Consider the following 22,022-nt stretch of genomic DNA (forward strand, 5'->3'; position numbering starts at 1 on the left):
GTTCCTGCCTCTCATTCGTAGCGAAGGGAGTCGATGGGGTTCTTCCTGGCTGCCCTGCTCGCCGGCAGGGTCCCGGAGATGAAGGCAATAGCCATGATGAGCAGCATAATGCCCATGATGGCGCCCGGCTCGAACAGGAGGATGTTGAGCCCGGGCAGGGAAGACAGCGGTCCCGCGGACAGCGCCGCGTTCAGCGCGCTGCCGGCCAGCACCGCTGCCGCGACCCCGATCAGGCTGCCGAGGAAGCCGATGAAGGCAGCTTCGAGGCTGAAGAGTGCGAAGATTTTGCCGGCCCGCATGCCCATGGCTTTCATGAGCCCGATTTCACGGGTGCGTTCCTGCACGCTCATCAGCAGCGTGTTGACAATGCCGGAGGCCGCGGCCACCAGGGCGACGATGGCGAAGGCGTTGAGTACGCCGATGATCCCGTCAATGACCGTTTTGATGACGCCCAGCTGGTCCTGGATGGTCTGGACCCCAAAACCGGCAGCCGCCACACTTTCCTGGAGGTCGCTTACCTGGGCGCTTGAAAGGGCCGGATCAAAGTAGGCGACGGCGAGGGGGTACCGGGCGGGGCCGGTGTCGATGCCGGCGCTTTGCGCTTCAGCCAGGGCTGACACCATGGCAGGGTTGGCCCCGCCGCCGGAGGGCAGCAGGCTCTCCTGGGAGATTCCAACGACGGTGCCGTCCACCTGGTGCCGCGCACCGAGCACGTCCGTGATGCCCAGTTGGACCACCGCGCCGACGGCGTCCTGGGCATCGGCGAATCCAAGCGCGTCCACGTAGTTGGCGGGAAGGACCAGTTCGCGCGTCCCGGAGGACTCGGAAAGCTGGGCGCCGGGAGGAGGTCTGCCCGGGTGATCGAGGATGTGGGATTGACGCTGAGCTCGAATTGCCCGCCGCCGTTGTACTGCACAAAGTCAACAGCCACCGCCTGGACAGGGTCAACCCGGAAAATGCCGCTTATCCCTGCGAGTTTTTCAAGGTCAGCCTCCGTCATCGGGTCGCTTTGTCCGGCCCCTGGCAGGGCGGGGCCACCCGTTGCGGACGACGCACTGGATGTCTTCGGGTCATACGCACGCGGACCTTCGGTTGTATCCCCGGCGGTCCTGGTGACGATGAAAACGTCATCGGCTCCCAGCGAAGCCACCTGTTTGGTGACGTAGTCCGTGACTCCCGCACCCACCGCCGTCGTCAGCGTCAGGGTGAACGCCCCGATGAACAGGGCCAGCACTGTCAGCGTGGTGCGGAGCTTGCTGCGCAGGGTGTTGCGGGCAGCGGACCCGACCAGATCGGTGGCTTTCATGCGGCAGCCACTCCCGCCCCGGAGGGAACAACCACGCCGTCGCGGATGAAGACCTGGCGGTCGCAGCGGGCCGCGAGATCCTCGTCGTGGGTGACGATGACCAGGGTAATGCCGCGGTCCCGGTTCAATTGGAAGAGGGTGTCTTCAACGATTGCTCCGGTTGCGCTGTCCAGGTTGCCGGTTGGTTCGTCGGCAAAGATGACCGTTGGCTCGTTGATGAGGGCTCGGCTGATCACCACCCTTTGCTTCTGTCCTCCCGAGAGGTCATTGGCGTTGCTTGCGGCCTTGTCCTCGAGTTCGAACTGCCGCAGCACGGCCAGGGCGCGTTCCCTGCGTGCCCTGGGGGACACCCCGGCGATCTTCAGTGGAAGGGTCACGTTGTCCATGACGCTGGTCCCCGGCGTCAGGAAGAACTGCTGGAAAACGAACCCGAACTCCTTGTTGCGGAGCTCGCTGGCCTTCTTCGGCGGCAGTGCCAGGGCGTCGCGGCCGTTGAAGGAGAGGCTGCCGGAATCCGGCGTGTCCAGCAGCGCGATGATATGCATCAGGGTGGACTTGCCGGACCCGCTCTTCCCGACGATGGCTACGCTTTCCCCTGGCGCCACCTGCAGCGTGACGTCCTTGAGGGCGTGGAACGTGCTGGATCCTTTGCCGTAACTCTTGCTGATGTTCCTGGCGTCGATGACCAGCGGGGAGGTCATTATGGTCGCCTTGAGAAGCCTGACATGTCTTTCTCCTGTCGATAAATTGCAGTAACTGCAATTTATCATGCAGTGACTGTAGTTTTCTAGAGGAGGAGGTATGAGGGGCTCAGCGCACCACCCGGACGTCAGCCATTGTTCCGGCGGACCATCTCGTTGATCCAGGCGGGGGCGAAGGGGGACGTGCAGCCCGGAGACGTGGGATAGTCCTTGAGCACCTCCAGGCGCTCGCCGATCTCCAGTGCCCGCGCCCGGTGCCCGGCGTGCTCGATTCCGATCTGGGCGAGGCAGGTGTTCATGGCCCACTGCAGCCGGTCCGGGGCGTCCTTCATCTCTGCCTCGATGACGTCCAGCAGCCCCGGAAGGTCCAGGCCCTCGGGCGCCTTGGCCACGCGCTCGCTGGTCAGTGCCCAGCCGGCAGCGGCAACCACGGGATCCGGGTCGGCCAGCCAGGCCACGCGCAGGTCTTCGGCGTGCGGGCCCTTCTTCACCACGTAGTTCACCAGCCAGTCCTGCACCTTGGCCGCGCGCGACTCGCGCAGCATGGCGTCCAGTTCATCCCGCCCGAAGGCCTTGGGCCGGCAGACAAGGAGCGCCAGCAGCCTGGCCGCTGTGTCGCCGGTGGCCCACAGCTCGCGGGCAAGGTCCTGCTGGGTCTTCAGCCGCTTGGCGATGGCGCGGAGCTTGCTGAGGTTCACGCCGTGGTCATCGCCGTGCCGCTCGTTCACCTCGCGTGCCCTCGGGTCCTCGAGCTCCGCCAGTTCGGCCATCAGCTCCGCCACCGTTGTTCCTGTCAATGCTGTCCCGGCCACCGCTTGTCTCCTGTCCGCTGCCTGCGGTTTTCAGCCTACGGCCGGAAGAATCACCCGGCGAGCCGAAACCTAGTCCCGCCCCGCCCAAAACGCAACCAGTCGAAAGACCCTACTCGCCCGCCGGAGCCACACCTACCGTGGCAGCATGGCTGAGGAGAGTTTTGTCCCGGGGGTAGACGGAGCAGCATCGGATGCAATGCTGAAGGTGGGCCGGTTTTTCACGAAGTGGGACCAGACCGACGACGGCAGGGCAGTCTTCCGGGAGGGCGGCCGCAAGGGGGACATCTTCTACCGCGACCGGTGGAGCCACGACAAAGTGGTCCGCTCCACCCACGGCGTGAACTGCACCGGGTCCTGCTCCTGGAAGGTGTACGTCAAGGACGGCATCATCACCTGGGAATCCCAGCAGACCGACTACCCCTCGGTGGGGCCGGACAGCCCTGAATACGAACCACGAGGCTGCCCCCGCGGGGCGGCCTTTTCCTGGTACACCTACTCGCCCACCCGGGTCCGCTTTCCCTACGCCCGCGGGGTCCTGGTGGAGATGTACCGCGAGGCGAAGGCCCGGCTTGGCGACCCTGTGCACGCTTTCGCCGAGATCGCCGCGGACCCGGACAAGCGGCGCCGCTACCAGCAGGCCCGCGGCAAAGGCGGCCTGGTCCGGGTGTCCTGGCAGGAGGCCATCGAGATTGCCGCCGCCGCGCACGTCAACACCATCAAGACCTACGGCCCGGACCGCTGCGCCGGCTTCTCGCCCATCCCGGCGATGTCCATGGTTTCGCACGCGGTGGGAACCCGCTTCATCCAGCTCATCGGCGGCGTGATGACCTCCTTCTACGACTGGTACGCGGACCTCCCCGTGGCCAGCCCGCAGGTGTTCGGGGACCAGACGGACGTGCCCGAGTCCGGCGACTGGTGGGACGCGCGCTACCTCATGATGTGGGGCTCCAACGTTCCCGTCACCCGCACCCCGGACGCGCACTGGATGGCCGAGGTGCGGTACCGCGGCACCAAGGTGGTCACCGTCAGCCCGGATTATGCGGACAACACCAAGTTTGCCGACGAATGGCTTCCCGCCCAGGCCGGAACCGACGCCGCGCTGGCAATGGCCATGGGCCACGTGACACTCAAGGAATTCTTCGTGGACCGGCAGGTGCCCTTCTTTACGGACTACGTGAAGCAGTACACGGACCTGCCGTTCCTGGTCCGCCTGGAAAAGCGCGACGACGGCGCCCTCACGCCGTCGAAATTCCTCACCGCGCGTGACATCCCGGCGGAGTCCGGGGCTGAGGACGCTGCCTTCCGCACCGTCCTGTTCGACAAGAAGGCAGGCCGACCCGCCGTCCCGAACGGTTCCATGGGGTTCCGCTACTCCGGCAGCGGCGAGGGCAGGTGGAACCTGGACCTCGAGGGGATGGAACCGGCGCTGTCGCTGCGGGAGGTCTCGGGAGAAAGCGCCGAGATCCTGCTCCCGTGCTTCGAGCAGGCGGACGGCACCGGCAGCGTGCTCCGCCGCGGCGTGCCCGTCATCGAGGTGGAAGGCCAGCTGGCCACCACGGTGTTCGACCTCATGCTCGCGCAGTACGGCGTGGGCCGCGAAGGCCTCCCCGGCGAGTGGGCCGCCGGGTACGACGACGCCTCCACTCCCTACACCCCGGCCTGGCAGGAGGAGATCACGTCCGTTCCCGCCCAGGCCTGCATCCGGGTGGCCCGCGAGTTCGCCCGCAACGCCGAGCAGTCCAGGGGCCGGTCCATGATCATCATGGGCGCCGGGATCTGCCAGTGGTTCCACGGCGACACCACGTACCGGGCCATCCTGGCGCTGGTGATGCTGACCGGCTGCATGGGACGGAACGGGGGCGGCTGGGCGCACTACGTGGGGCAGGAAAAGACCCGACCCATCACCGGCTGGGTGTCGCTGGCCAATGCCCTGGACTGGTCCAGGCCGCCGCGCACCATGATCGGCACCGGGTACTGGTACATGCACACGGACCAGTGGCGCCAGGACGGATATTCAGCGGATGCGCTGAAGTCCCCGCTGTCCACCGGCGCCCTGGACGGCCTGCACACCGCGGACGCCATCGCCCAGTCCGCGCGGCTTGGATGGATGCCGTTCTACCCGCAGTTCGACCGCAACCCCCTGGACCTCGCCGACGAGGCGGAGGCCGCCGTCGCCGCCGGAACCGCCAAGGACACCCCCAGCTATATCGCGGACGCACTCAAGAACAGGACCCTGAACCCGGCCATCGAGGACGTCGATGCCCCGGAGAACTGGCCGCGCACCCTGGTCCTGTGGCGCTCCAACCTCTTCGGGTCCTCGGCGAAGGGCAACGAGTACTTCCTGCGGAACCTGCTGGGCACCCACAACAACGTCCTGGGCGAGGACCATGCGGAGGGGCTCAAACCCACGAATGTGAAATGGCACGAGCAGGCGCCGGAAGGGAAGCTGGACCTGCTGGTCTCCGCCGACTTCCGGATGACCTCCACCACCCTGCTGTCCGACGTGGTGTTCCCCGCCGCCACCTGGTACGAGAAACACGACCTGTCCTCCACGGACATGCACCCGTTCGTGCACGCCTTCACCCCGGCCATCGACCCGCCCTGGGAAACCAAGACCGACTTTGACACCTTCCACCTGCTGGCCCGCGAGTTCTCCCGGCTGGCGAAGACCCACCTGGGCATCCGGCGCGACCTGGTGAGCGTGCCGCTGCAGCACGACACCCCGGGCCAGCTCGCCCAGCCCGGCGGGACGGTCCGGGACTGGCGGAAGCCGGACATCCCCGCCGTGCCGGGCCAGAACATGCCCGTCTTTTCGGTGGTGGAGCGTGACTATACGGCCATCGCGGACAAGCTGGCCGCCGTCGGACCCCTTGCGGACACGCTGGGCTTCACCGTCAAGAACGTCACCTACAAACTGGCCGGGCCGCTCCAGCGGCTCAGCCACTCGAACGGCGTGATGCTCGGCGGCGCCGCGGACGGCCGCCCGGCCATGGACACCGACGCCAAGATGGCGGAGGCCATCCTGGCCTTCTCCGGCACCACCAACGGCGCGCTGTCCGTGCAGGGCTTCAAGGATTTGGAGATCCGGACCGGGCGGAAACTGGCGGACCTGTCCGAGGGGTCCGAGGAAAAGTTCATCACCTTCGCCCAGACCCAGGCGGCCCCGGTGCCGGTGATCACGTCGCCGGAATGGTCGGGCTCGGAGACGGGCGGCCGCCGCTACGCCCCCTTCACCATCAACATCGAGCGCCTCAAGCCCTTCCACACCCTCACCGGCCGCATGCACTTCTTCCTGGACCACGACTGGATCACGGACATCGGGGAGGCGCTGCCCATCTACCGGCCGCCGCTGGACATGCACCGGCTCTTCGGCGAACCCAAACTGGGCCGGAACGGGCAGCTGGAGGTGGTGGTCCGGTACCTGACGCCGCACTCCAAGTGGTCCATCCACTCCGAATACCAGGACAACCTGCTGATGCTCTCGCTGTCCCGCGGCGGGCCCACGGTCTGGATGAGCCCTGCCGACGCCGACTCCATCCAGGTCCGGGACAACGACTGGGTGGAATGCCTGAACATCAACGGCGTCCTGGTGGCCCGGGCCATCGTCAGCCACAGGATGCCCGCGGGTGTGGTGTACGTCCATCACGCGCAGGAACGCACCATCGACGTGCCGAAGTCGGAGGCCACCGGACGGCGCGGCGGCATCCACAACTCGGTCACCAGGTTGCTGGTCAAACCGTCGCACCTGATCGGCGGCTACGCCCAGCTGGCGTACGCGTTCAACTACCTCGGCCCCACCGGAAACCAGCGGGACATGGTGGCCACGGTCCGCCGCCGCTCACAGGAGGTGCAGTACTGATGAGGGTCATGGCTCAAATGGGCATGGTGATGAACCTGGACAAGTGCATCGGCTGCCACACGTGTTCGGTCACCTGCAAGCAGGCGTGGACCAACCGGGCGGGCACTGAGTACGTCTGGTTCAACAACGTGGAAACCCGGCCCGGCCAGGGGTACCCGCGCCGCTACGAGGACCAGGACAAATGGCGCGGCGGCTGGGACCTGAACAAGCGGGGCAAGCTGGTCCTGAAGGCCGGCGGCCGGGTGAAGAAGATGTTCGGGCTCTTCGCCAGCCCGGTCCAGCCCGAGCTCAAGGACTACTACGAGCCCTGGACGTACGACTACAAAACCCTGGTGGACGCGCCCCTCGGCGACGACTTCCCGGTGGCCCGGCCCAAATCCCTGATCACGGGGGAGGACACCAAGGTCACCTGGTCCGCGAACTGGGACGACAACTTGGGCGGCTCCGCGGAGAACGGCCACCTGGACCCGCTGGTGGAGAAGGTCCGGCGCGAGTCAGAGGACAAGATCAAGTTCGCGTACGAGCAGACGTTCATGTTCTACCTGCCGCGGATCTGCGAGCACTGCCTGAACCCGTCCTGCATGGCCTCCTGCCCCTCCGGCGCCATTTACAAGCGGGTGGAGGACGGGATTGTGCTGGTGGACCAGGACAAGTGCCGCGGCTGGCGGCAGTGCGTCACCGGCTGCCCGTACAAGAAGATCTACTTCAACCACAAGACCGGCAAGGCCGAGAAGTGCACCTTCTGCTATCCGCGGGTGGAGGTGGGGATTCCCACGGTGTGCTCGGAGACCTGCGTGGGCAGGCTGCGGTACCTTGGGCTGTTTCTGTACGACGCCGATGCGGTCACCGCGGCGGCGTCCGTCACCGACCCGCAGGAACTCTACGACGCCCAGATGGACGTCCTGCTGGACCCGAACGATCCCGCCGTCCAGGCGGAGGCCCGGGCGCAGGATATCCCGGAGGACTGGATCGACGCCGCCCGGCGCTCGCCGGTGTACGCCCTGGCCAAGGTGTACAAGGTGGCCCTGCCGCTGCACCCGGAGTACCGAACCATGCCGATGGTCTGGTACGTGCCGCCGCTGTCCCCGGTGGTGGACCTGCTGCGGGACCAGGGGCACGACGGCGAGGACCACGGCAACCTGTTCGGCGCCATTGATGCGCTGCGCATTCCGGTGGAGTACCTCGCCGAGCTCTTCACCGCCGGGGACGCGGACCGGGTCACCGCGGTGCTGAAGAAGCTTGCGGCCATGCGTGCGTTCATGCGCGGCATCAGCCTGGGCAACGACCCGGACGAGTCCATCGCCGAGGCCGTGGGCATGGACGGGCAGACCATGTACGAGATGTACCGGCTGATGGCCATCGCCAAGTACGACGAGCGGTACGTCATTCCCAAGGCGCACGTGGAGCAGGCGCATGACCTGGAGGAGATGGGCTGCTCGCTGGATTTCGACGGCGGCCCGGGCATGCAGGATTCCTCGCCTTTCGGTGAGGCAAGCGGCAGGCCGGTGCCGGTTGCGGTGGACACGTTCAACGCCCTGCGCGACAGGCAGACCAGCGACGAGGTATCAGCCGGAACCAGCCTGAAGGGCAGGGTGAACCTGCTGAACTGGGACGGCCGCGGGGCTCCGCCGGGGCTCTTCCCGGACAAGGGGCCCGAACCGGGGACCCTGGCCGCGGCGGAGGACCAGCCGTGAGCCGCCGCGACCAGGTGGTGTACATGGCCGGTGCGTGGTGCCTGTCCTACCCGGACCAGGACCTCCTGGGCAAGGTCCCGCTCATGCGCGCCGCGCTCGCGGAGTTCCCGGGCGCCGTCGAACCCTTCCAGGAGGTGCTGGACGCGCTGGAAGCCATGCCGCTGATGGAGGCACAGGCGCACTATGTGCGGGAGTTCGACCTCAGCAGGCGCCACGCCCTGCACCTGAGCTACTGGACGGACGGGGACACCCGGCGCCGCGGCGAAGTGCTGGGCAGCTTCAAGAAGGCCTACCGGCAAAGCGACATCCTGGTGGACACCCAGGGGGAGTTGCCGGACTACCTGCCCATGGTGCTCGAGTACACCGCGCTGGTGGACTTCGCCGCAGGGCGGGAGCTGCTGATCCGGTACCGTCCGAGCCTGGAGATGCTGAAGTTCGGGCTGCTCCGGGACAAGCTTCCGCACGCCAGGATCCTGGCGGCCATCTGCGCCACGCTGCCCGGAAAGTCGCCGGCGGATGAACAGGCCGTGATGCGGATGGCAGGCTACGGGCCGCCCACGGAGGCGGTTGGCCTTGACCCCTACGATCCGCGCCTGCTGCCCGTGAAGGGGGCCTGACCATGGTGACGTTGGAAGCACAGCCCGGTGCCGCCGTCGAACTCTCTGCCCTGGACATTGTCTTGTGGGGCGTCCTGCCCTACGTCATGGTGGTGGTCCTGGTGGGCGGGCTGATCTGGCGCTACAAGTACGACCAGTTCGGCTGGACCACCAGGTCCTCCCAGCTCTATGAATCGAAACTGCTGCGGATCGCCTCGCCGCTGTTCCACTTCGGCCTGCTCGCCGTGATTGCCGGGCACTTCTTCGGGCTGGTTATCCCGAAGTCCTGGACGGAAGCGGTGGGGATGAGCCAGGATTTCTACCACTTCAACGCCCTGTTTGTTGGCGGGATCGCCGGCATCGGGACCCTGGGCGGGATCGTGCTGCTGATCTACCGGCGGCGCACCACGGGGCCGGTGTTTATGGCCACCACCAAGAACGACAAGGCCATGTACGTGGTGCTCACGGCAGCCATCGTGTTTGGTTTGTGGACCACCCTAGCCAGCGTGTTCGAGGGCGGGCACGGGCACAATTACCGCGAAACCGTGGCGCCATGGTTCCGGTCGCTGTTCATCTTCCAGCCGGACATCGCGGCCATGGCTGCCGCGCCGTTCTCCTTCCACCTGCACACGCTGGTGGGGATGGCGCTGTTCATCATCTGGCCGTTCACGCGGTTGGTCCACGCCTTCACCGCGCCGTTCCACTACCTCTTCCGCCCGTACATTGTGTACCGCTCCAGGGACCGCGACGGCGGCCGGACGGGCGGGCGCGCGCGTGCCGGGGCCGGAAGCAGGTCCGGAACCACTGCCGCCCAGAACCCCAACGCCCCCGCTGCGAAGCGAGGCTGGTCCGCGGTCGGAACCCAGGACCGGGACACGCGGAACCGGTGAGAGGAGAAGAAGATGACTGAATCCGCGCCGCCCACCGGAACCTCCGCCCCCGCTGAGACCTCCCACCCCGGCAAGGGACGGAACCTGGCCCTGGCCACTGCCGCCTCGGTCACGGCGTTCTGGGCGTGGAACATCGTGGCGCCGCTGGGTGCCCGCTACACCCAGGAAATGGGTTTGAACTCCACCGCCACCGCCGTGCTGGTGGCCATGCCGATCTTTGTGGGATCGCTCGGCCGGATCGTGGTGGGCGCCATGACGGACCGGTTCGGCGGCCGGGCCATGTTCACGTTTGTCCTGCTGGGGAGCGTTCCGCCGGTGCTGCTGGTGGCCCTCGGCGGCACCCTCGGTTCCTATGCCTTGGTGCTCGGTGCCGGCCTGCTCCTGGGCGTGGCAGGGACCGTGTTCGCCGTCGGAATCCCCTTCGTTTCTGCCTGGTATGAGCCCTCACGGCGCGGCTTCGCCACGGGCGTTTTTGGCGCCGGGATGGGCGGGACCGCGCTGGCGGCCTTCCTGACCCCGCGGCTGGTGACCTGGATCGGGTACCTGCCCACGCACCTGCTGATCGCCGGGCTGCTGGTGGTGATGGGGGCCGTGATCTGGTTCAACCTGAAGGAGTCGCCGGACTGGCACCGGAATACCGCACCGGTGATCCCCAAGCTCAAGGACGCGGCCGGGCTCGCCGTCACCTGGAAGCTGTGTTTCCTCTACGCCATCGTCTTCGGCGGGTTCGTCTCCTTTGCCACCTACCTGCCCACGTACCTCCGGGACATCTACCAGTTCGATCCGACCGCTGCCGGCACCCGGACCGCCGGGTTTGCCCTGGCGGCGGTGCTGTTCCGGCCCATTGGGGGAGTGCTGGCGGACCGGATCGGGTCCAAGCCGGTGGTGCTCTCGTCCCTGGCGGGCATTGCGGTCCTGGCGTTCATCGTGAACCTCCGGCCCGACGGCGAGATCCCGGCCGGCCTCACCTTCGTGGCGATGGCCTCAGCACTGGGCCTGGGCACCGGAGGCGTGTTCGCCTGGGTGGGCAGGCTTGCGCCGGCCGGCAAGGTGGGCAGCATCAGCGGCATTGTCAGCGCGGCCGGCGGGATGGGCGGCTACTTCCCGCCGCTGGTCATGGGCGCCACCTACAACGCAGCTGACAACAGCTATTTCATCGGCCTGATGCTGCTGGTGGTCACGGCCGTCGTTGCGTTTGTGTTCACCATCGTGGCCATCCGCTCGCCGAAGCAGCCTGCGCGGCAGGGCGCGTTGAAGGGGACGTGACCTCCGACGGCGGGTGGCCGGGGCCGCCGGGGCAGTTTCGTTACGAGGGCAACAGTTTGGCGCCAATGGGTTGACTAACGGGTCCCGGGCTGCGGCGCGGGCTCAGAATTGAGGCATCACAAACAGCCCTCGAGGAGGCGGAAATGCGGCGGTCAGCGTGGCCCGGCGCGGTAACCCCGGCAGTACTTCTTTCACTTTCGCTGCTCACCGCCTGCGGTGGGCCGGCCAACCCACCGCAGGCGACGCCGTCGGGCGCTTCCGTCAGCGCAAGCGCCACGCCAGTACCCACGGAAACGACGACGGCGGCAGAGTCACCGAGCGCCGCCCCAGGCAGCCCAACGGCAACTGCACCGGCGTCGGCTTCCTGGACCACCTACACCACGGCGGCCGGTGATCTGTCCTTCGACCTTCCGTCTACCTGGAACATCAAGGACCCGGCCGGGGAATTGGCCGAGGGCGGCGGGGCATTCGCCGAGGTGACCAGCGAGGATGGCCGACTGCTGGCGACGCTTCGCACCAACATGGCCACCGGCTCTACCTGCACCGAAAAGTACCCCTACGAGGTTCTGGAATCGCAGGAGATGCCGCAACTGGCCCAGTACGGCACGGTTCCGCGTTATACCTTCGAAACGCGCGGCAACGAAACCGCCGCAGGCCCGCCGGATACCCCCGCTGCGGCCTACGGCATCACGTCCGCACCGCACCCCGAGGGAGAGTCAGCCTGCTATATGTTCCACTTCTTCACGTGGCCGCCCAATGCCGCCACGTTCGGGGCGTTCTACAACCCGGAACTCAACCGGACGCCGGGTGATCCGTCGCTGCCGTACCTGCAGAAAGCGAAGCTGTACGCGGGGACGCAGGAGTACCGGGATATCAAGCGGATGATCACGTCGCTGCGGCCGGCGGGGTAGGGTTTCGCGCTACGCGGTGTCGATCCAGTAGCGGCGCTTGCCGTTGCGGGTGTCCTCGTAGCTGCCGCCGTTCTTTTCGATGGTCGCCCGGGAGCCTGCGTTGTCCTCATCGCAGGTGAGGAGTACCCGTTGGATTCCGAGTTCCCGGGCGATCGGCAGGGCATCGGCCAGCGCCTTGGCTGCATGGCCGTGGCGCCGTGCGGAGGGCCTGACGCTGTAGCCGATGTGCCCGCCCTCGTTGAGGAGGAAGTCGTTCAGCTCGTGCCTGATGGCGAGTGAGCCAAGGAACGTGCCGCCCTCAACGATCCACAGGTAGGTGCAGGGCACGTACCCCGGCTTCCGCGGGCTTTCAGGCAGCGCATCCTTGACGAGGGCCTCGACGAAGCGGCTGAAAGCCCCGGGATCCTGCAGTTCTTCCAGCGGCCAGCTGTCTGCGCCCGCGCCGTCCTGGCGGAGGCCCTCAAATTCGGCGGCCGCCTCCAGCCAAGAGGAGTGGAAGCGTGCGTCCGGAGCGATGAGGCGGGCCATCACAAGATCGTATTCGATCGAGGAGGGTTGTCGCGGAGGGCCAGCGCGGCCTGGACAAGGGCGGAATGCGTGAGGGCCTGCGGGTAGTTACCCAGAAGCGCGCCGCTGGCAGGGTCCATTTCCTCGCTGAACAGTCCCAGCGGGGAGCCCACTTCCAGGAGGGCTTCAAACAGGCTCCTCGCTTCCTGGGCCTTGCCGGTTATCGCCAGGGCTTGCACCAGCCAGAATGAGCAGGGCAGGAAGGCTCCCTCGCTTCCCGGAAGGCCGTCGCGCCCTGGCGGATACCGGTACAGCAGCGGATAACCCGCGGACAGTTCACTGCTGACGGCGTCGATGGTTCCCTCGAGGAGGCGGGAGCCGGGCTGCTCCAGGCCGGTAAGGGGCAGGACAAGCAGGGCGGCGTCCAGATCGTCAGAGCCGTAGGCGCGCACGTAGGTATTCCTGCCCGGGTCGGATCCTTTCGCCCGCACCTGGGCCGCGATGTCGCTGCGTGCGGTTTGCCACCGGGCCCGGCGCCTGCGGCCGAGGCGGTGCGTGGCAGCGATCCGCAGCGCCCGGTCCAGTGCGAGCCAGGCCATGATTTTGGAATGCACGTGCTGGGCTGCCTCGCCGCGTATCTCCCAGATGCCCGCATCTGGTTCCTGCCACCTGGCGGCAACCAGGTCCGTGAAACCGCGCATGGCCCGCCAGGTCTCCGAATTCAGGGAGCGGCCGCTGTCCACGAGGTTCCAGGCCGCGTCCAGGACCCAGCCGTAACCGTCGAGCTGGTGCTGTGCGGCGGCGAGGTTGCCGGTTCGCACCGGCGTGCTTCCGGCATACCCCGGCCAGTCCGGCAGTTGGCGCTCCCGTGGCACGCGGCCTCCCGTCAGGGAGAAAAGTGCCGGAAGGCGCGGCCTGTCCAGCCGGCTGGCATGAAGGAGCCACCCGAGGAAATTGAGTGCTTCCTGCATTTTGCCCACCCGCAGGAAGGCCCCCACGCCGATGCTGGCGTCGCGTGGCCACGAGTATCTGTAGTCCCAGTTGCGGATGCCTCCCGGGTCCTCCGGCAGGGACGTCGTAGGGGCGGCAACCGGCGCGCCGGAGGGGGAGTAGGTCAGCAACCGGAGCGTCAGCAGGCTCCGCACCACGTGGTCCCGGAACGGGATGGAGTGGTCAATCCCCTCCGTCCAGGCCTGCCAGCGTGCTTCGTCCCTGGCGACGAGGTCCCAGGCTGCCGCGGGGCGTACATGGATGAGTGGTTCTCCATACGCGATGGCCAGGACGAACGTCAGGGGTGTGCCCGGGGTGACCACGAGGTGCAGCGGACGCCCTGGTTCCAGGTCCACCCGCGGACTTGAACCGAGGGACGTTGCCACCGGGCCCCAGTCGCAGACAAGATCCCGGCCCTGGCGTACCCGCGGGCGGCGATGACGCACGCCAAGCCGCGGGTCGAAGATCACGGTGACCCGCACCGGAGACTGTTCCGCCGTCAGGCGCCGGATGAGGATGGTGCTCGGGAGCAGTTGGCCGGCGACCTCGGTGATCATTGCCTCCGTGAGTGTGAGCAGGCCGTCCCGGGCCGCCCACACTGTCTCCAGGGTTGCGGTTTCTTTCCGGTAGCGCCGCGTTACCAGGGAGGCCGGCTGGCCGGGTCCCGTGAGGAACCGTCCCGCCGCCGGCCCGCCGAGCAGCGCACCAAAGAGGGGCTCGCCGTCGAACGCCGGGACGCAGAGCCAGTCCACTGACCCGGCGGCGGAGACCAGTGCGGCGGTCCGGGTGTCGCCCAGGAGCCCGTACTCCGCAAGGGGCGCGGGACACCATTGCCGGCCCTGGAGCGGATCCGGCTGGTCCAGCCGCTGCGGGGCCTGGTTCACATGGTCGAGGCTCATGCCGCCCCCAGAAACATTCCAAGAACGGCACCGTAGACCACATGGGCGGCCACGGCTACTGCCGGAGTCTGGATGCCGTAGTTCAGGCCGAGTAAGCCCGGCGGCTCCAGCGCCGCCGTGGTGGTGAGCCCCGCCCTGCTGGAGGCCATCCGGGGATGGACTCCGGGCAGGAGGGGCAGGATTACCGTCAGTGCGACCGCCACATGCAGGAGCCCCAGCAGGGCGCCGATCCACCACGTTGCCTGGCCCAGGAGAGCGAAGATCGCGGCGTAACCCAGGGCGAACCCCTGCCCTGCGGCGAGGTGGATGAAGAAGCCGGCCACCCGGGCTTTGTCCGGGTCGGGCGTGACGAGGGTTCCGAGGACCAGCGGCAGATCCAGGCGGGTCAGCCCTGCCATCTGTGCCGCAATCATCACTGCGGTCAGCACAGTCGTTGCAACAAGCCCAAACAGGGCCCACCCCTGCCAGTCCATGTCAGCTCACCTGAAGATGCCTGTCCCCGGGGACAGCCGGTTCAGGGCGAGGGCGCCGACGAGCAGCCCGAAGTCCCGCAACGCCACATCGTAAAAGCCGCCGAGGACCAGGAGGTTGACGATGATGCCGAGGAGCCAGACGGCCACGAGCAGTGAACCGAACCGCGGCCGCACAGCCACGGCAATGCCGGCGATCACCTCGACGACGCCCACCACGTACATGATGGTCTGGGCGGGCAGGGGCACGATCGCCGTGGCCACCGGGGCGAGGTAAATCGTCCAGTCGACCAGCAGGTTGGTGAACTTGTCCAGCCCGAAAACGATGGGTGCCACTGTGAAGACCGTGCGGAGCAACAGGAAGGCCTGGTGTTCCGCCTTCCGGTCCCGGGCCAACGCCGGCGTGTGGGCTGCTTTTGTTGTCATAACGAGCTCCTTCTAAAAGTAGGTATCTTGATTTTAGAAAGTGCCGTAGATTTAAACAAGAGGAATCTTTTTAGAAAGAGGTGCGGGGATGACCAGGCTTTCGTGGGCACGCCGGGTGGTGGCGCTGTCCTCCCTCGGGGACGAAAAGCGGCGGCAGTTGTACGAGCTGGTGCTCGCTGCCCCTGCCGCCATGAGCCGGGACGAGGCTGCTGAAGCCACGGATCTTCCCCGAAGCACGGTGTCATTCCATCTGGACAGGCTCGTGGCCGACGGCCTGCTTGCCGTGGAGTTCCACAAGCCGGCGGGAAAGTCCGGGCCGGGGTCCGGGCGCCCTTCGAAGGTGTACCGGGCCGTTGCCCGTGAAGTGGGTGTTTCCGTGCCGGACAGGAACTATGACATCGCCGGGGAACTGATGGCAGCGGCCATCGACGAGGCTGCGGCTAACAACCAGCCGGTGCGTGACGTTCTCCTGGCCACCGCCTATGCCAGGGGCAAGGAGCTGGCCGCGGACAGCCAGGGCCTGGAGGACTTCCTCATCGCCCTTGGCTACCTTCCCCGCGCCGACGGCAGCGGCGGGCTCACTCTGCCCAACTGCCCCTTCCACCGGCTCTCCGAGGGGCACCCCGCCGTCGTCTGCGCCATGAACGGCGCCTTCCTCAGGGGGGCGGCTGCCGGCAGCGGCGAGCCGGAAGAACGGGTGGCGGCCAACAACAGCCCGGGCCAGTGCTGCGCCAGGATCGCACCATGAGGAGACCTAGGAAAGTACGACGGCGGGCGGCAAGTCCCTGCGGTGGGCGGTCCTGGAGTGCCGCCGGGGTGCAGCGGACGCGGCAGCCCTAAGGGCAGAGCCGGTCGAGGGTCTCCTGCAGGGCGGATACCATCTGGTCATCCCAGAGGTTCAACTTGTCGTCAGTTTCGGGATCTTCGAGCGCAGTGGGCATCGGCGGCGTGACCAGGGTCATGGTGGCCTGGTACTTGCCGTCAGTGCTGGCCACGGAGGCCGTGCGGTAGGTCCAGTACCCGCCCGTGCCGCCGAACCGGTGGGCGCCGTCGCAGTCCTGGTTCCACCTCCGCAGCCCCAGGCCGTACAGCGGGATGGCCTCGGCGCGGGTCATCTCCTGCACGGATTCCTTGGCCAGGAGCTCTCCGCGGAACAGGGCGCCGTAGAAGTCGTTAATGTCGGACATTGTGGACATGGCTCCGGAGGCAGGCGACCCAAGTGCTCCGGGCGCTTCCGTCACGTCCAGGCGTTCGCCGCGGTAGGTGATGTAGCTGCGGATCACGTCGGGGCCGGCCGCGGCCGCCGGGTCAAGGGTGGTTCGCTCCAGTTTCAGCCGGTCAATGACGTCCTGGCGCAGCACCTCCGCAAACGGCCGTCCCCGCAGCTTCTCCACGAGCTGCCCAAGTGCCAGGTAGTTTGAGTTGGAATAGCGGAAGGAGCCTACGTCCCGCGCGTCCCATGGCAGCTGTCCTGTCAGCTCAAGTCCCCGCTGGGGACTGACGTCTTCCTCGATAACCCGCCGGACGTCGTCGGCCGTCCTCTCCGTGACCTCTTCGAAGGAGCGCATGCCCGAGGTGTGGCCCAGAAGCTGGCGGACAGTAATGGGGCCGGGCGGTTTCAGGACCGTGGTGAAGCTGTCCAGGATTCCGTTGACGGGATCGTCCAGGCCGATCAGGCCGTCTTCCACCAGCTTCATGACGGAGACGGCGGTCATGGATTTGGTGATACTGGCGACGAAAACCTGGTCCTCCGGCGTCGCGGCCACTTTGGACTCCAGGTTGCGGACACCGTAGGCCCGGGACCACGTCCCTCCGGGCCACCGCACTTCCGCCACCACGGCCACGGAACCCTGGTCCACGAACGCGCGCATGGTGTTGTCGATGGACCTGGTGGGCGGGGGAGCAGTGCCAAAGGAGGCCGGAGCGGGGGCCGGGTCGGAGTAGGTGCAGGCCCCGAGTGCCAGCGCCGCCGCGGCAAGCGCACCGAGAAGGGATTTGGAGGACGTTCGCATGACGCCGCCTGATGGGATGCCAAGGTTTGAGGGACGGGCCGCAAACCGCGCCGCCCCCGGTCAAGGGCCTCCCCGGCGCAGTAGTCCCAGCGCTTTAAGTTTAGGAGCGGGGCGGCAGGGGGTCGAGGAATATCTCCCCGGGCAAGCGGCTTGTCGCTAGAGGCCATTACGCGCAGGCGTGATTCAGCACAACCAGAAGGAGCTCCATGACTATTGGCGCAGGAACAACCGCAGGGACCGAAAAGACGGCTCTTGTTGTGGGAGCGACCGGCATAGCGGGGTCTGCGCTCGTCGATACCCTCTCGGGCGAAGGATGGACCGTCCTCGCCCTCTCGCGGAACCCCGGTGCCGAGCGTCCCGGCGTACGGTGGCTCTCCGCAGACCTGACCTCGGCTGCATCATTGGCCGCTGCGCTCCGTCAGGAGAATCCCTCGCACGTCTTCTTCACTGCCTGGTCACGGCAGGACACCGAGGAGGAGAACATCTCCGTCAATGCCGGCATGGGGCGGGACCTCCTGGCGGCACTCCGGGGCAAGGACGTGGCTCACGTTGCGCTGATGACCGGCCTCAAGCACTACCTCGGGCCCTTCGAGGCGTACGCGGCCGGGGAAATGCCGGACACTCCTTTCCACGAGGAGGAGCCGCGCCTGCCGGTCCCGAACTTCTACTACGCCCAGGAGGACGAGCTTTGGGCCGCTGCGGCGGAGCAGGGCTTCACGTGGTCAGTGCACCGCGCACACACGGTGATCGGGCATGCCGTAGGCAATGCCATGAACATGGGCCTCACGCTCGCCGCCCAGGCCACCCTCTGCCGTGAGAGCGGGGAGAAATTCGTCTTCCCGGGATCCGAAACACAGTGGAACGGCCTGACGGACATGACGGATGCGGGCCTGCTCGCCGAACACATGCTCTGGGCATCCACCACGCCGGAGGCCGCGAACGAGGCCTTCAACATCGTCAACGGCGACGTGTTCCGCTGGCGCTGGATGTGGCCGAAGCTCGCCGCCTACTTCGGCGTGGAGTGGGAGGGGTACCAGGGAAAGCCCCGGCCGCTGGAGCAGTCGATGGCAGGCCGGGAGAACCAGTGGCGGGACATCGCCGCGCGCCACAATCTCAGCGAGCCGGACCTGAGTCGGCTGGCGTCCTGGTGGCACACGGACGGCGACCTGGGGCGCGGCATAGAGGTAGTGACTGACATGGGAAAGAGCCGGGATGCGGGGTTCACGGGATACCGGCGGACGCTGGACGCATTCACCGCCCTCTTCGACCGCTACCGGGCGGAGAACCTGATTCCCTGAGTCGCCGGTAACCACTGGCAAACGTCCGGGCCGGCCGCAAAACGCAGCCGGCCCGGACGCGGTTGTCACTGAGGCAGGATCACTTCAGGTCGAAGCGGTCCAGTTCCATGACCTTCACCCAGGCGGCCACGAAGTCGTTGACGAACTTCTCCCGGGCGTCGTCGCTCGCGTAGACCTCGGACATCGCCCGGAGCTGGGAGTTGGAGCCGAACACCAGGTCAACCGGTGTGGCGGTCCACTTCAGCTCGCCGGTGGCGACGTCGGTGATCTCGTAGACGTTCTCCTCATTCTTCGAGGCTTTCCACTTGGTGCCGGGGGAGAGCAGGTTGACGAAAAAGTCGTTCGTCAGGACCTGCGGCCGGTCCGTGAGGACGCCGTGCCTGGAGCCGCCAATGTTGGTGCCGAGCGCACGCATGCCGCCGATGAGCGCCGTCATCTCGGGTGCGGACAGGTCCAGCAGGTACGCCTTGTCCAGCAGGAGGGTTTCCGGCTGGAGCTTCTCGCCGGGACGCACGTAGTTACGGAACCCATCAGCGCGCGGCTTCAGGTACTGGAACTGCTCGACGTCGGTCTGGTCCTGGGCGGCATCGGTGCGTCCCGGACGGAACGGCACCGTGACGGGGAAGCCGGCGTCGCTGGCTGCCTTCTCCACCGCGGCGCATCCGCCGAGGACGATCAGGTCCGCCAGTGAGACCTTCTTGCTCCCGGCCTGGGACGAGTTGAACTCCTGCTGCACGCGCTCGATGGCCTGCAACGCCGTCGAAAGCTGCCCAGGTTCGTTGACCTCCCAACCGCGCTGGGGCTCCAGCCGGATCCGCGCGCCGTTGGCGCCGCCGCGCCTGTCGGTCTTGCGGAAGGTGGAGGCGGCAGCCCACGCCGTGCCGGCAAGCTGGGAGACGGACAGTCCCGAGTCCAAAAGCCGGGCCTTCAGGCTCGCAATGTCCTGCTCGCCGATCAGTTCATGGTCGACGGCGGGAACGGGATCCTGCCAGAGCTGGGCCTCCGGAACCCACGGCCCCAGCATGTGCGGGCCGACCGGGCCCATGTCGCGGTGCAGCAGCTTGTACCAGGCCTTGGCGAAGGCGAGCTGGAACTCGTCAGGGTTCTTCAGGAAGCGCTGCCCGATTTCCTCATAGACAGGGTCGAAGCGAAGCGACAGGTCGGTGGTCAGCATGGTGGGCCGGTGCTTTTTGTTGGGGTCGTGCGCGTCCGGGATGATCTCGGGCGCGTCCTTGGCAACCCACTGATGGGCGCCGGCGGGGCTCTTGACCAGCTCCCACTCGTACTCGAACAGGATCTCCAGGAAGCGGTTGCTCCACTGGGTGGGCTTGTCGGTCCAGGTGACTTCCAGGCCGGAGGTGATCGTGTCGCCGCCCTTGCCGCTGCCGTACGTGCTGAGCCATCCAAGGCCCTGCGCCTCAAGGTTGGCGCCTTCGGGCTCGGGACCTACGTGCGCGTCGGCGTCGCCGGCTCCATGGGTCTTGCCGAACGTGTGGCCGCCCGCGATCAGCGCGAAGGTCTCTTCATCGTTCATGGCCATCCGCTTGAACGTCTCGCGGATAAACGCTGCCGCGAGCTTGGGGTCCGGATTGCCCATGGGCCCCTCGGGGTTGACGTAGATCAGGCCCATCTCCGTGGAGCCGACTTCCTCCGACATCTGGCCTTCGCCGATGTAGCGCTCGTCGCCCAGCCAGGTGTCTTCCGGCCCCCAGAAGATCTCCTCCGGCTCCCACACGTCCTCGCGGCCGAAGGCGAAACCAAAAGTCTTGAAGCCCATGGATTCGAGGGCGACGTTGCCGGCGAGGACCAGCAGGTCCGCCCAGGAAAGTTTCTGGCCGTACTTCTGCTTGACCGGCCACAGCAGGCGCCGGGCCTTGTCCAGGTTGGCGTTGTCCGGCCAGCTGTTGAGCGGGGCAAACCGCTGGCTGCCGTCCCCGGCGCCGCCGCGGCCGTCGTGGACACGGTAGGTGCCGGCGGCGTGCCAGCTCAACCGGATCATCAGGCCGCCGTAGTGGCCGAAGTCCGCGGGCCACCAGTCCTGGGACGTGGTGAGGACCTCGGTGATGTCCTGCTTCAGTGCCTCGACATCGAGCTTCTGGAACTCCTCGCGGTAGCTGAAGTCCGGGCCGAGGGGGTTGCCCTTGGGGTGGTGGGCGTGGAGGACGGAGAGGTCCAGCTGGTTGGGCCACCAGTCCGCGACCGTCCGCGGCCGGTGCCCCTTGGGCTGGGGTGAGTCAATGGCCGGGTTTTCGCTCTCGCTGCCGTGCGCGGTGACGCTGCCATGGTCCACCGGGCATCCGCCCTCGACCTTGCTGTCCAGGCCTTGGGCGCTTCCGGGAGTGGGTAGAGGAGGGTGTTCCGGACGATCGGTCATGTGCTTCCTTCCATCTGGCCGAGGCCGTGGAGCGGACTCGGGCGGCCGGTTCAACCTTCCCATTTGAACATAGTCGGCGGGGCTGGGGGAGGGGCAGTCACATGGCGGGTGAGTGGCCCTGCTGGGGGACCGAACTGACCAGGTTGTAGTGTTCGACGACGGGAAACGGCTCGTAGAACCGGTGCAGGAGGGCACGCGACTGCAGCAGGGCGTGTTCAGTAATCACCTGGCAAGTCTTGCAAACTTCGCGCGCCGGAGTGTGCACGTCCAGCTCCTGCCGGCAGTCCGGACGACGGGGGCGGGTGCTCAGTGCGCCGCGCCCAGCTCGATCAGCAGGACGCCGCCGATAATGAGTCCGAGCCCCAGCATCATGACGGGGGTGATTGTCTCCTTGAAGAAGACGCGGCTGGCCAGGGCCGTCAGCGCGACGCCGGCCGCGGCCCAGATGCCGTACGCGACGCCGAGGTTCATGCCCTGTTCGAGGGTCAGCGTCAGGAGGGTGAAGGCCAGGAAGTATCCGACGGCGACCGGCACGTACCAGCGCCGCTTACCGGTGGACGCGACCCGCAGCAACAGGGTAGCGGTCACTTCGGTGAGGATGGCTCCTGCCAGAAACAGCCACATCATGAGCGGACCATTTCTTGTTCGGGTTCTGCTGCCGGCGCCTTGTGCGGCCCCAGTTCAACGCAGAGCACGCCTCCGATCACCATGGCGACGCCGACCATCATCACAGGCGTCAGCGCCTCACCAAACAGGAGGGCGGCCAGCAGCACGGTGAGGGTGACTCCCAGCGCGGCCCAGATGCCGTAAGCGACCCCGAGGCCCAGGCCCTTGCGGAGGACTGCGGCGAGGAAAGCGAAGGAGGCGGAATAGCCGAGAACCACCACGATAAAGAAGGCAGGATTATCAAGGGCCGCCTTCAAGGAGAGGGACGCCGTCACCTCGCTCAGGATTGCGCCGGTGAGAAGAATCCACTTCATGAGAAAAGTCCTTGAATGTCGTTGGGGCTTG

At 67.0% G+C, this 22,022-nt stretch carries 20 protein-coding genes and 1 pseudogene; 8 read left to right on the top strand and 13 right to left on the bottom strand.

Annotated elements, in window-relative coordinates; translation table 11 throughout:
- Positions 1 to 11 precede the first annotated feature (11 nt).
- The 4 genes and pseudogenes from NFU08_RS02460 to NFU08_RS02475 form a co-directional block, all read right to left on the bottom strand.
- Positions 12 to 782: an ABC transporter permease gene (locus tag NFU08_RS02460; RefSeq protein ID WP_251420482.1), complete on the bottom strand. Its 771-nt coding sequence runs from the start codon at positions 780 to 782 to the stop codon at positions 12 to 14.
- A gap of 170 nt (positions 783 to 952) precedes the next feature.
- Positions 953 to 1,306 (bottom strand): annotated as a pseudogene (locus tag NFU08_RS02465) (ABC transporter permease); the annotation flags it as partial.
- Positions 1,303 to 2,007, bottom strand: coding sequence for an ABC transporter ATP-binding protein (locus tag NFU08_RS02470; protein WP_251420484.1), 705 nt, complete (start codon positions 2,005 to 2,007; stop codon positions 1,303 to 1,305). The pseudogene NFU08_RS02465 and the gene NFU08_RS02470, both read right to left, overlap by 4 nt.
- Before the next feature lie 128 nt (positions 2,008 to 2,135).
- Positions 2,136 to 2,777 carry a DNA alkylation repair protein gene (locus NFU08_RS02475; RefSeq protein ID WP_217432147.1) on the bottom strand — a complete coding sequence of 214 codons (642 nt, stop codon included), beginning with the start codon at positions 2,775 to 2,777 and terminating at the stop codon, positions 2,136 to 2,138.
- A gap of 187 nt (positions 2,778 to 2,964) precedes the next feature.
- On the opposite strand from NFU08_RS02475, the gene NFU08_RS02480 reads away from it, so the two are divergent.
- From NFU08_RS02480 to NFU08_RS02505, 6 genes are all read left to right on the top strand, one after another.
- Positions 2,965 to 6,678 (top strand): nitrate reductase subunit alpha, encoded by a 3,714-nt coding sequence (locus NFU08_RS02480; RefSeq protein WP_251420486.1) that lies wholly within the window; start codon positions 2,965 to 2,967, stop codon positions 6,676 to 6,678.
- Complete coding sequence (gene narH, locus NFU08_RS02485; RefSeq protein WP_174175012.1) at positions 6,678 to 8,372, top strand: nitrate reductase subunit beta; 1,695 nt, start codon at positions 6,678 to 6,680, stop codon at positions 8,370 to 8,372. Before NFU08_RS02480 ends, narH begins: the two co-directional genes overlap by 1 nt.
- Complete coding sequence (gene narJ / locus NFU08_RS02490) at positions 8,369 to 8,989, top strand: nitrate reductase molybdenum cofactor assembly chaperone (protein ID WP_251420488.1); 621 nt, start codon at positions 8,369 to 8,371, stop codon at positions 8,987 to 8,989. Before narH ends, narJ begins: the two co-directional genes overlap by 4 nt.
- A gap of 2 nt (positions 8,990 to 8,991) precedes the next feature.
- The gene (narI, locus tag NFU08_RS02495) at positions 8,992 to 9,858 is read left to right on the top strand and encodes a respiratory nitrate reductase subunit gamma (protein WP_251420490.1); all 867 of its coding nucleotides are present in this window, start codon (positions 8,992 to 8,994) and stop codon (positions 9,856 to 9,858) included.
- Between the two features lie 12 nt (positions 9,859 to 9,870).
- On the top strand, positions 9,871 to 11,124 hold the full coding sequence (locus NFU08_RS02500) for an MFS transporter (RefSeq protein WP_251420491.1): 1,254 nt from the start codon (positions 9,871 to 9,873) through the stop codon (positions 11,122 to 11,124).
- 143 nt (positions 11,125 to 11,267) lie between these two features.
- A complete protein-coding gene (locus NFU08_RS02505) occupies positions 11,268 to 12,035 on the top strand; it encodes a hypothetical protein (protein WP_251420492.1) in 768 nt (255 codons plus the stop codon).
- Positions 12,036 to 12,044: 9 nt separating this feature from the next.
- Here the strand turns inward: NFU08_RS02505 and NFU08_RS02510 are convergent, their stop codons facing one another.
- The 4 genes from NFU08_RS02510 to NFU08_RS02525 are packed head-to-tail and all read right to left on the bottom strand — an operon-like array spanning position 12,045 to position 15,327.
- Positions 12,045 to 12,563 carry a GNAT family N-acetyltransferase gene (locus NFU08_RS02510; RefSeq protein ID WP_174175002.1) on the bottom strand — a complete coding sequence of 173 codons (519 nt, stop codon included), beginning with the start codon at positions 12,561 to 12,563 and terminating at the stop codon, positions 12,045 to 12,047.
- Positions 12,563 to 14,431, bottom strand: a complete 1,869-nt coding sequence (locus tag NFU08_RS02515; RefSeq protein ID WP_174175000.1) for a glycoside hydrolase family 15 protein — start codon at positions 14,429 to 14,431, stop codon at positions 12,563 to 12,565. The genes NFU08_RS02510 and NFU08_RS02515 overlap by 1 nt, the downstream gene beginning before the upstream one ends.
- Complete coding sequence (locus tag NFU08_RS02520; protein WP_174174998.1) at positions 14,428 to 14,904, bottom strand: hypothetical protein; 477 nt, start codon at positions 14,902 to 14,904, stop codon at positions 14,428 to 14,430. Before NFU08_RS02520 ends, NFU08_RS02515 begins: the two co-directional genes overlap by 4 nt.
- Before the next feature lie 6 nt (positions 14,905 to 14,910).
- On the bottom strand, positions 14,911 to 15,327 hold the full coding sequence (locus NFU08_RS02525; RefSeq protein ID WP_174174996.1) for a hypothetical protein: 417 nt from the start codon (positions 15,325 to 15,327) through the stop codon (positions 14,911 to 14,913).
- 88 nt (positions 15,328 to 15,415) lie between these two features.
- Between NFU08_RS02525 and NFU08_RS02530 the strand changes: the two genes are divergently transcribed.
- A complete protein-coding gene (locus NFU08_RS02530; RefSeq protein ID WP_174174994.1) occupies positions 15,416 to 16,075 on the top strand; it encodes a metalloregulator ArsR/SmtB family transcription factor in 660 nt (219 codons plus the stop codon).
- An 88-nt stretch (positions 16,076 to 16,163) separates the two neighbouring features.
- On the opposite strand, the gene NFU08_RS02535 is transcribed toward NFU08_RS02530, so the two are convergent.
- Entirely contained in the window at positions 16,164 to 17,339 is a 1,176-nt protein-coding gene (locus tag NFU08_RS02535) for a serine hydrolase (protein ID WP_251420493.1), read from the bottom strand.
- A gap of 206 nt (positions 17,340 to 17,545) precedes the next feature.
- On the opposite strand from NFU08_RS02535, the gene NFU08_RS02540 reads away from it, so the two are divergent.
- Positions 17,546 to 18,637, top strand: coding sequence for an SDR family oxidoreductase (locus NFU08_RS02540; RefSeq protein ID WP_251420494.1), 1,092 nt, complete (start codon positions 17,546 to 17,548; stop codon positions 18,635 to 18,637).
- A gap of 79 nt (positions 18,638 to 18,716) precedes the next feature.
- Here NFU08_RS02540 and katG read toward each other — a convergent pair whose 3' ends face one another.
- The 4 genes from katG to NFU08_RS02555 all read right to left on the bottom strand — a co-directional run bounded on the left by katG (position 18,717) and on the right by NFU08_RS02555 (position 21,991).
- The gene (gene katG, locus NFU08_RS02545; protein ID WP_251420496.1) at positions 18,717 to 21,011 is read right to left on the bottom strand and encodes a catalase/peroxidase HPI; all 2,295 of its coding nucleotides are present in this window, start codon (positions 21,009 to 21,011) and stop codon (positions 18,717 to 18,719) included.
- Positions 21,012 to 21,108: 97 nt separating this feature from the next.
- The gene (locus NFU08_RS20810) at positions 21,109 to 21,237 is read right to left on the bottom strand and encodes a hypothetical protein (RefSeq protein WP_285835560.1); all 129 of its coding nucleotides are present in this window, start codon (positions 21,235 to 21,237) and stop codon (positions 21,109 to 21,111) included.
- Between the two features lie 80 nt (positions 21,238 to 21,317).
- A complete protein-coding gene (locus NFU08_RS02550; protein WP_174174983.1) occupies positions 21,318 to 21,638 on the bottom strand; it encodes a multidrug efflux SMR transporter in 321 nt (106 codons plus the stop codon).
- Positions 21,635 to 21,991 (bottom strand): multidrug efflux SMR transporter, encoded by a 357-nt coding sequence (locus NFU08_RS02555; RefSeq protein WP_251420498.1) that lies wholly within the window; start codon positions 21,989 to 21,991, stop codon positions 21,635 to 21,637. The genes NFU08_RS02550 and NFU08_RS02555 overlap by 4 nt, the downstream gene beginning before the upstream one ends.
- Positions 21,992 to 22,022 lie beyond the last annotated feature (31 nt).

Origin of the sequence: Pseudarthrobacter sp. NCCP-2145, from assembly GCF_023708005.1 — a bacterium.
In the GTDB taxonomy this organism is placed as follows: Bacteria; Actinomycetota; Actinomycetes; order Actinomycetales; family Micrococcaceae; genus Arthrobacter; species Arthrobacter oxydans.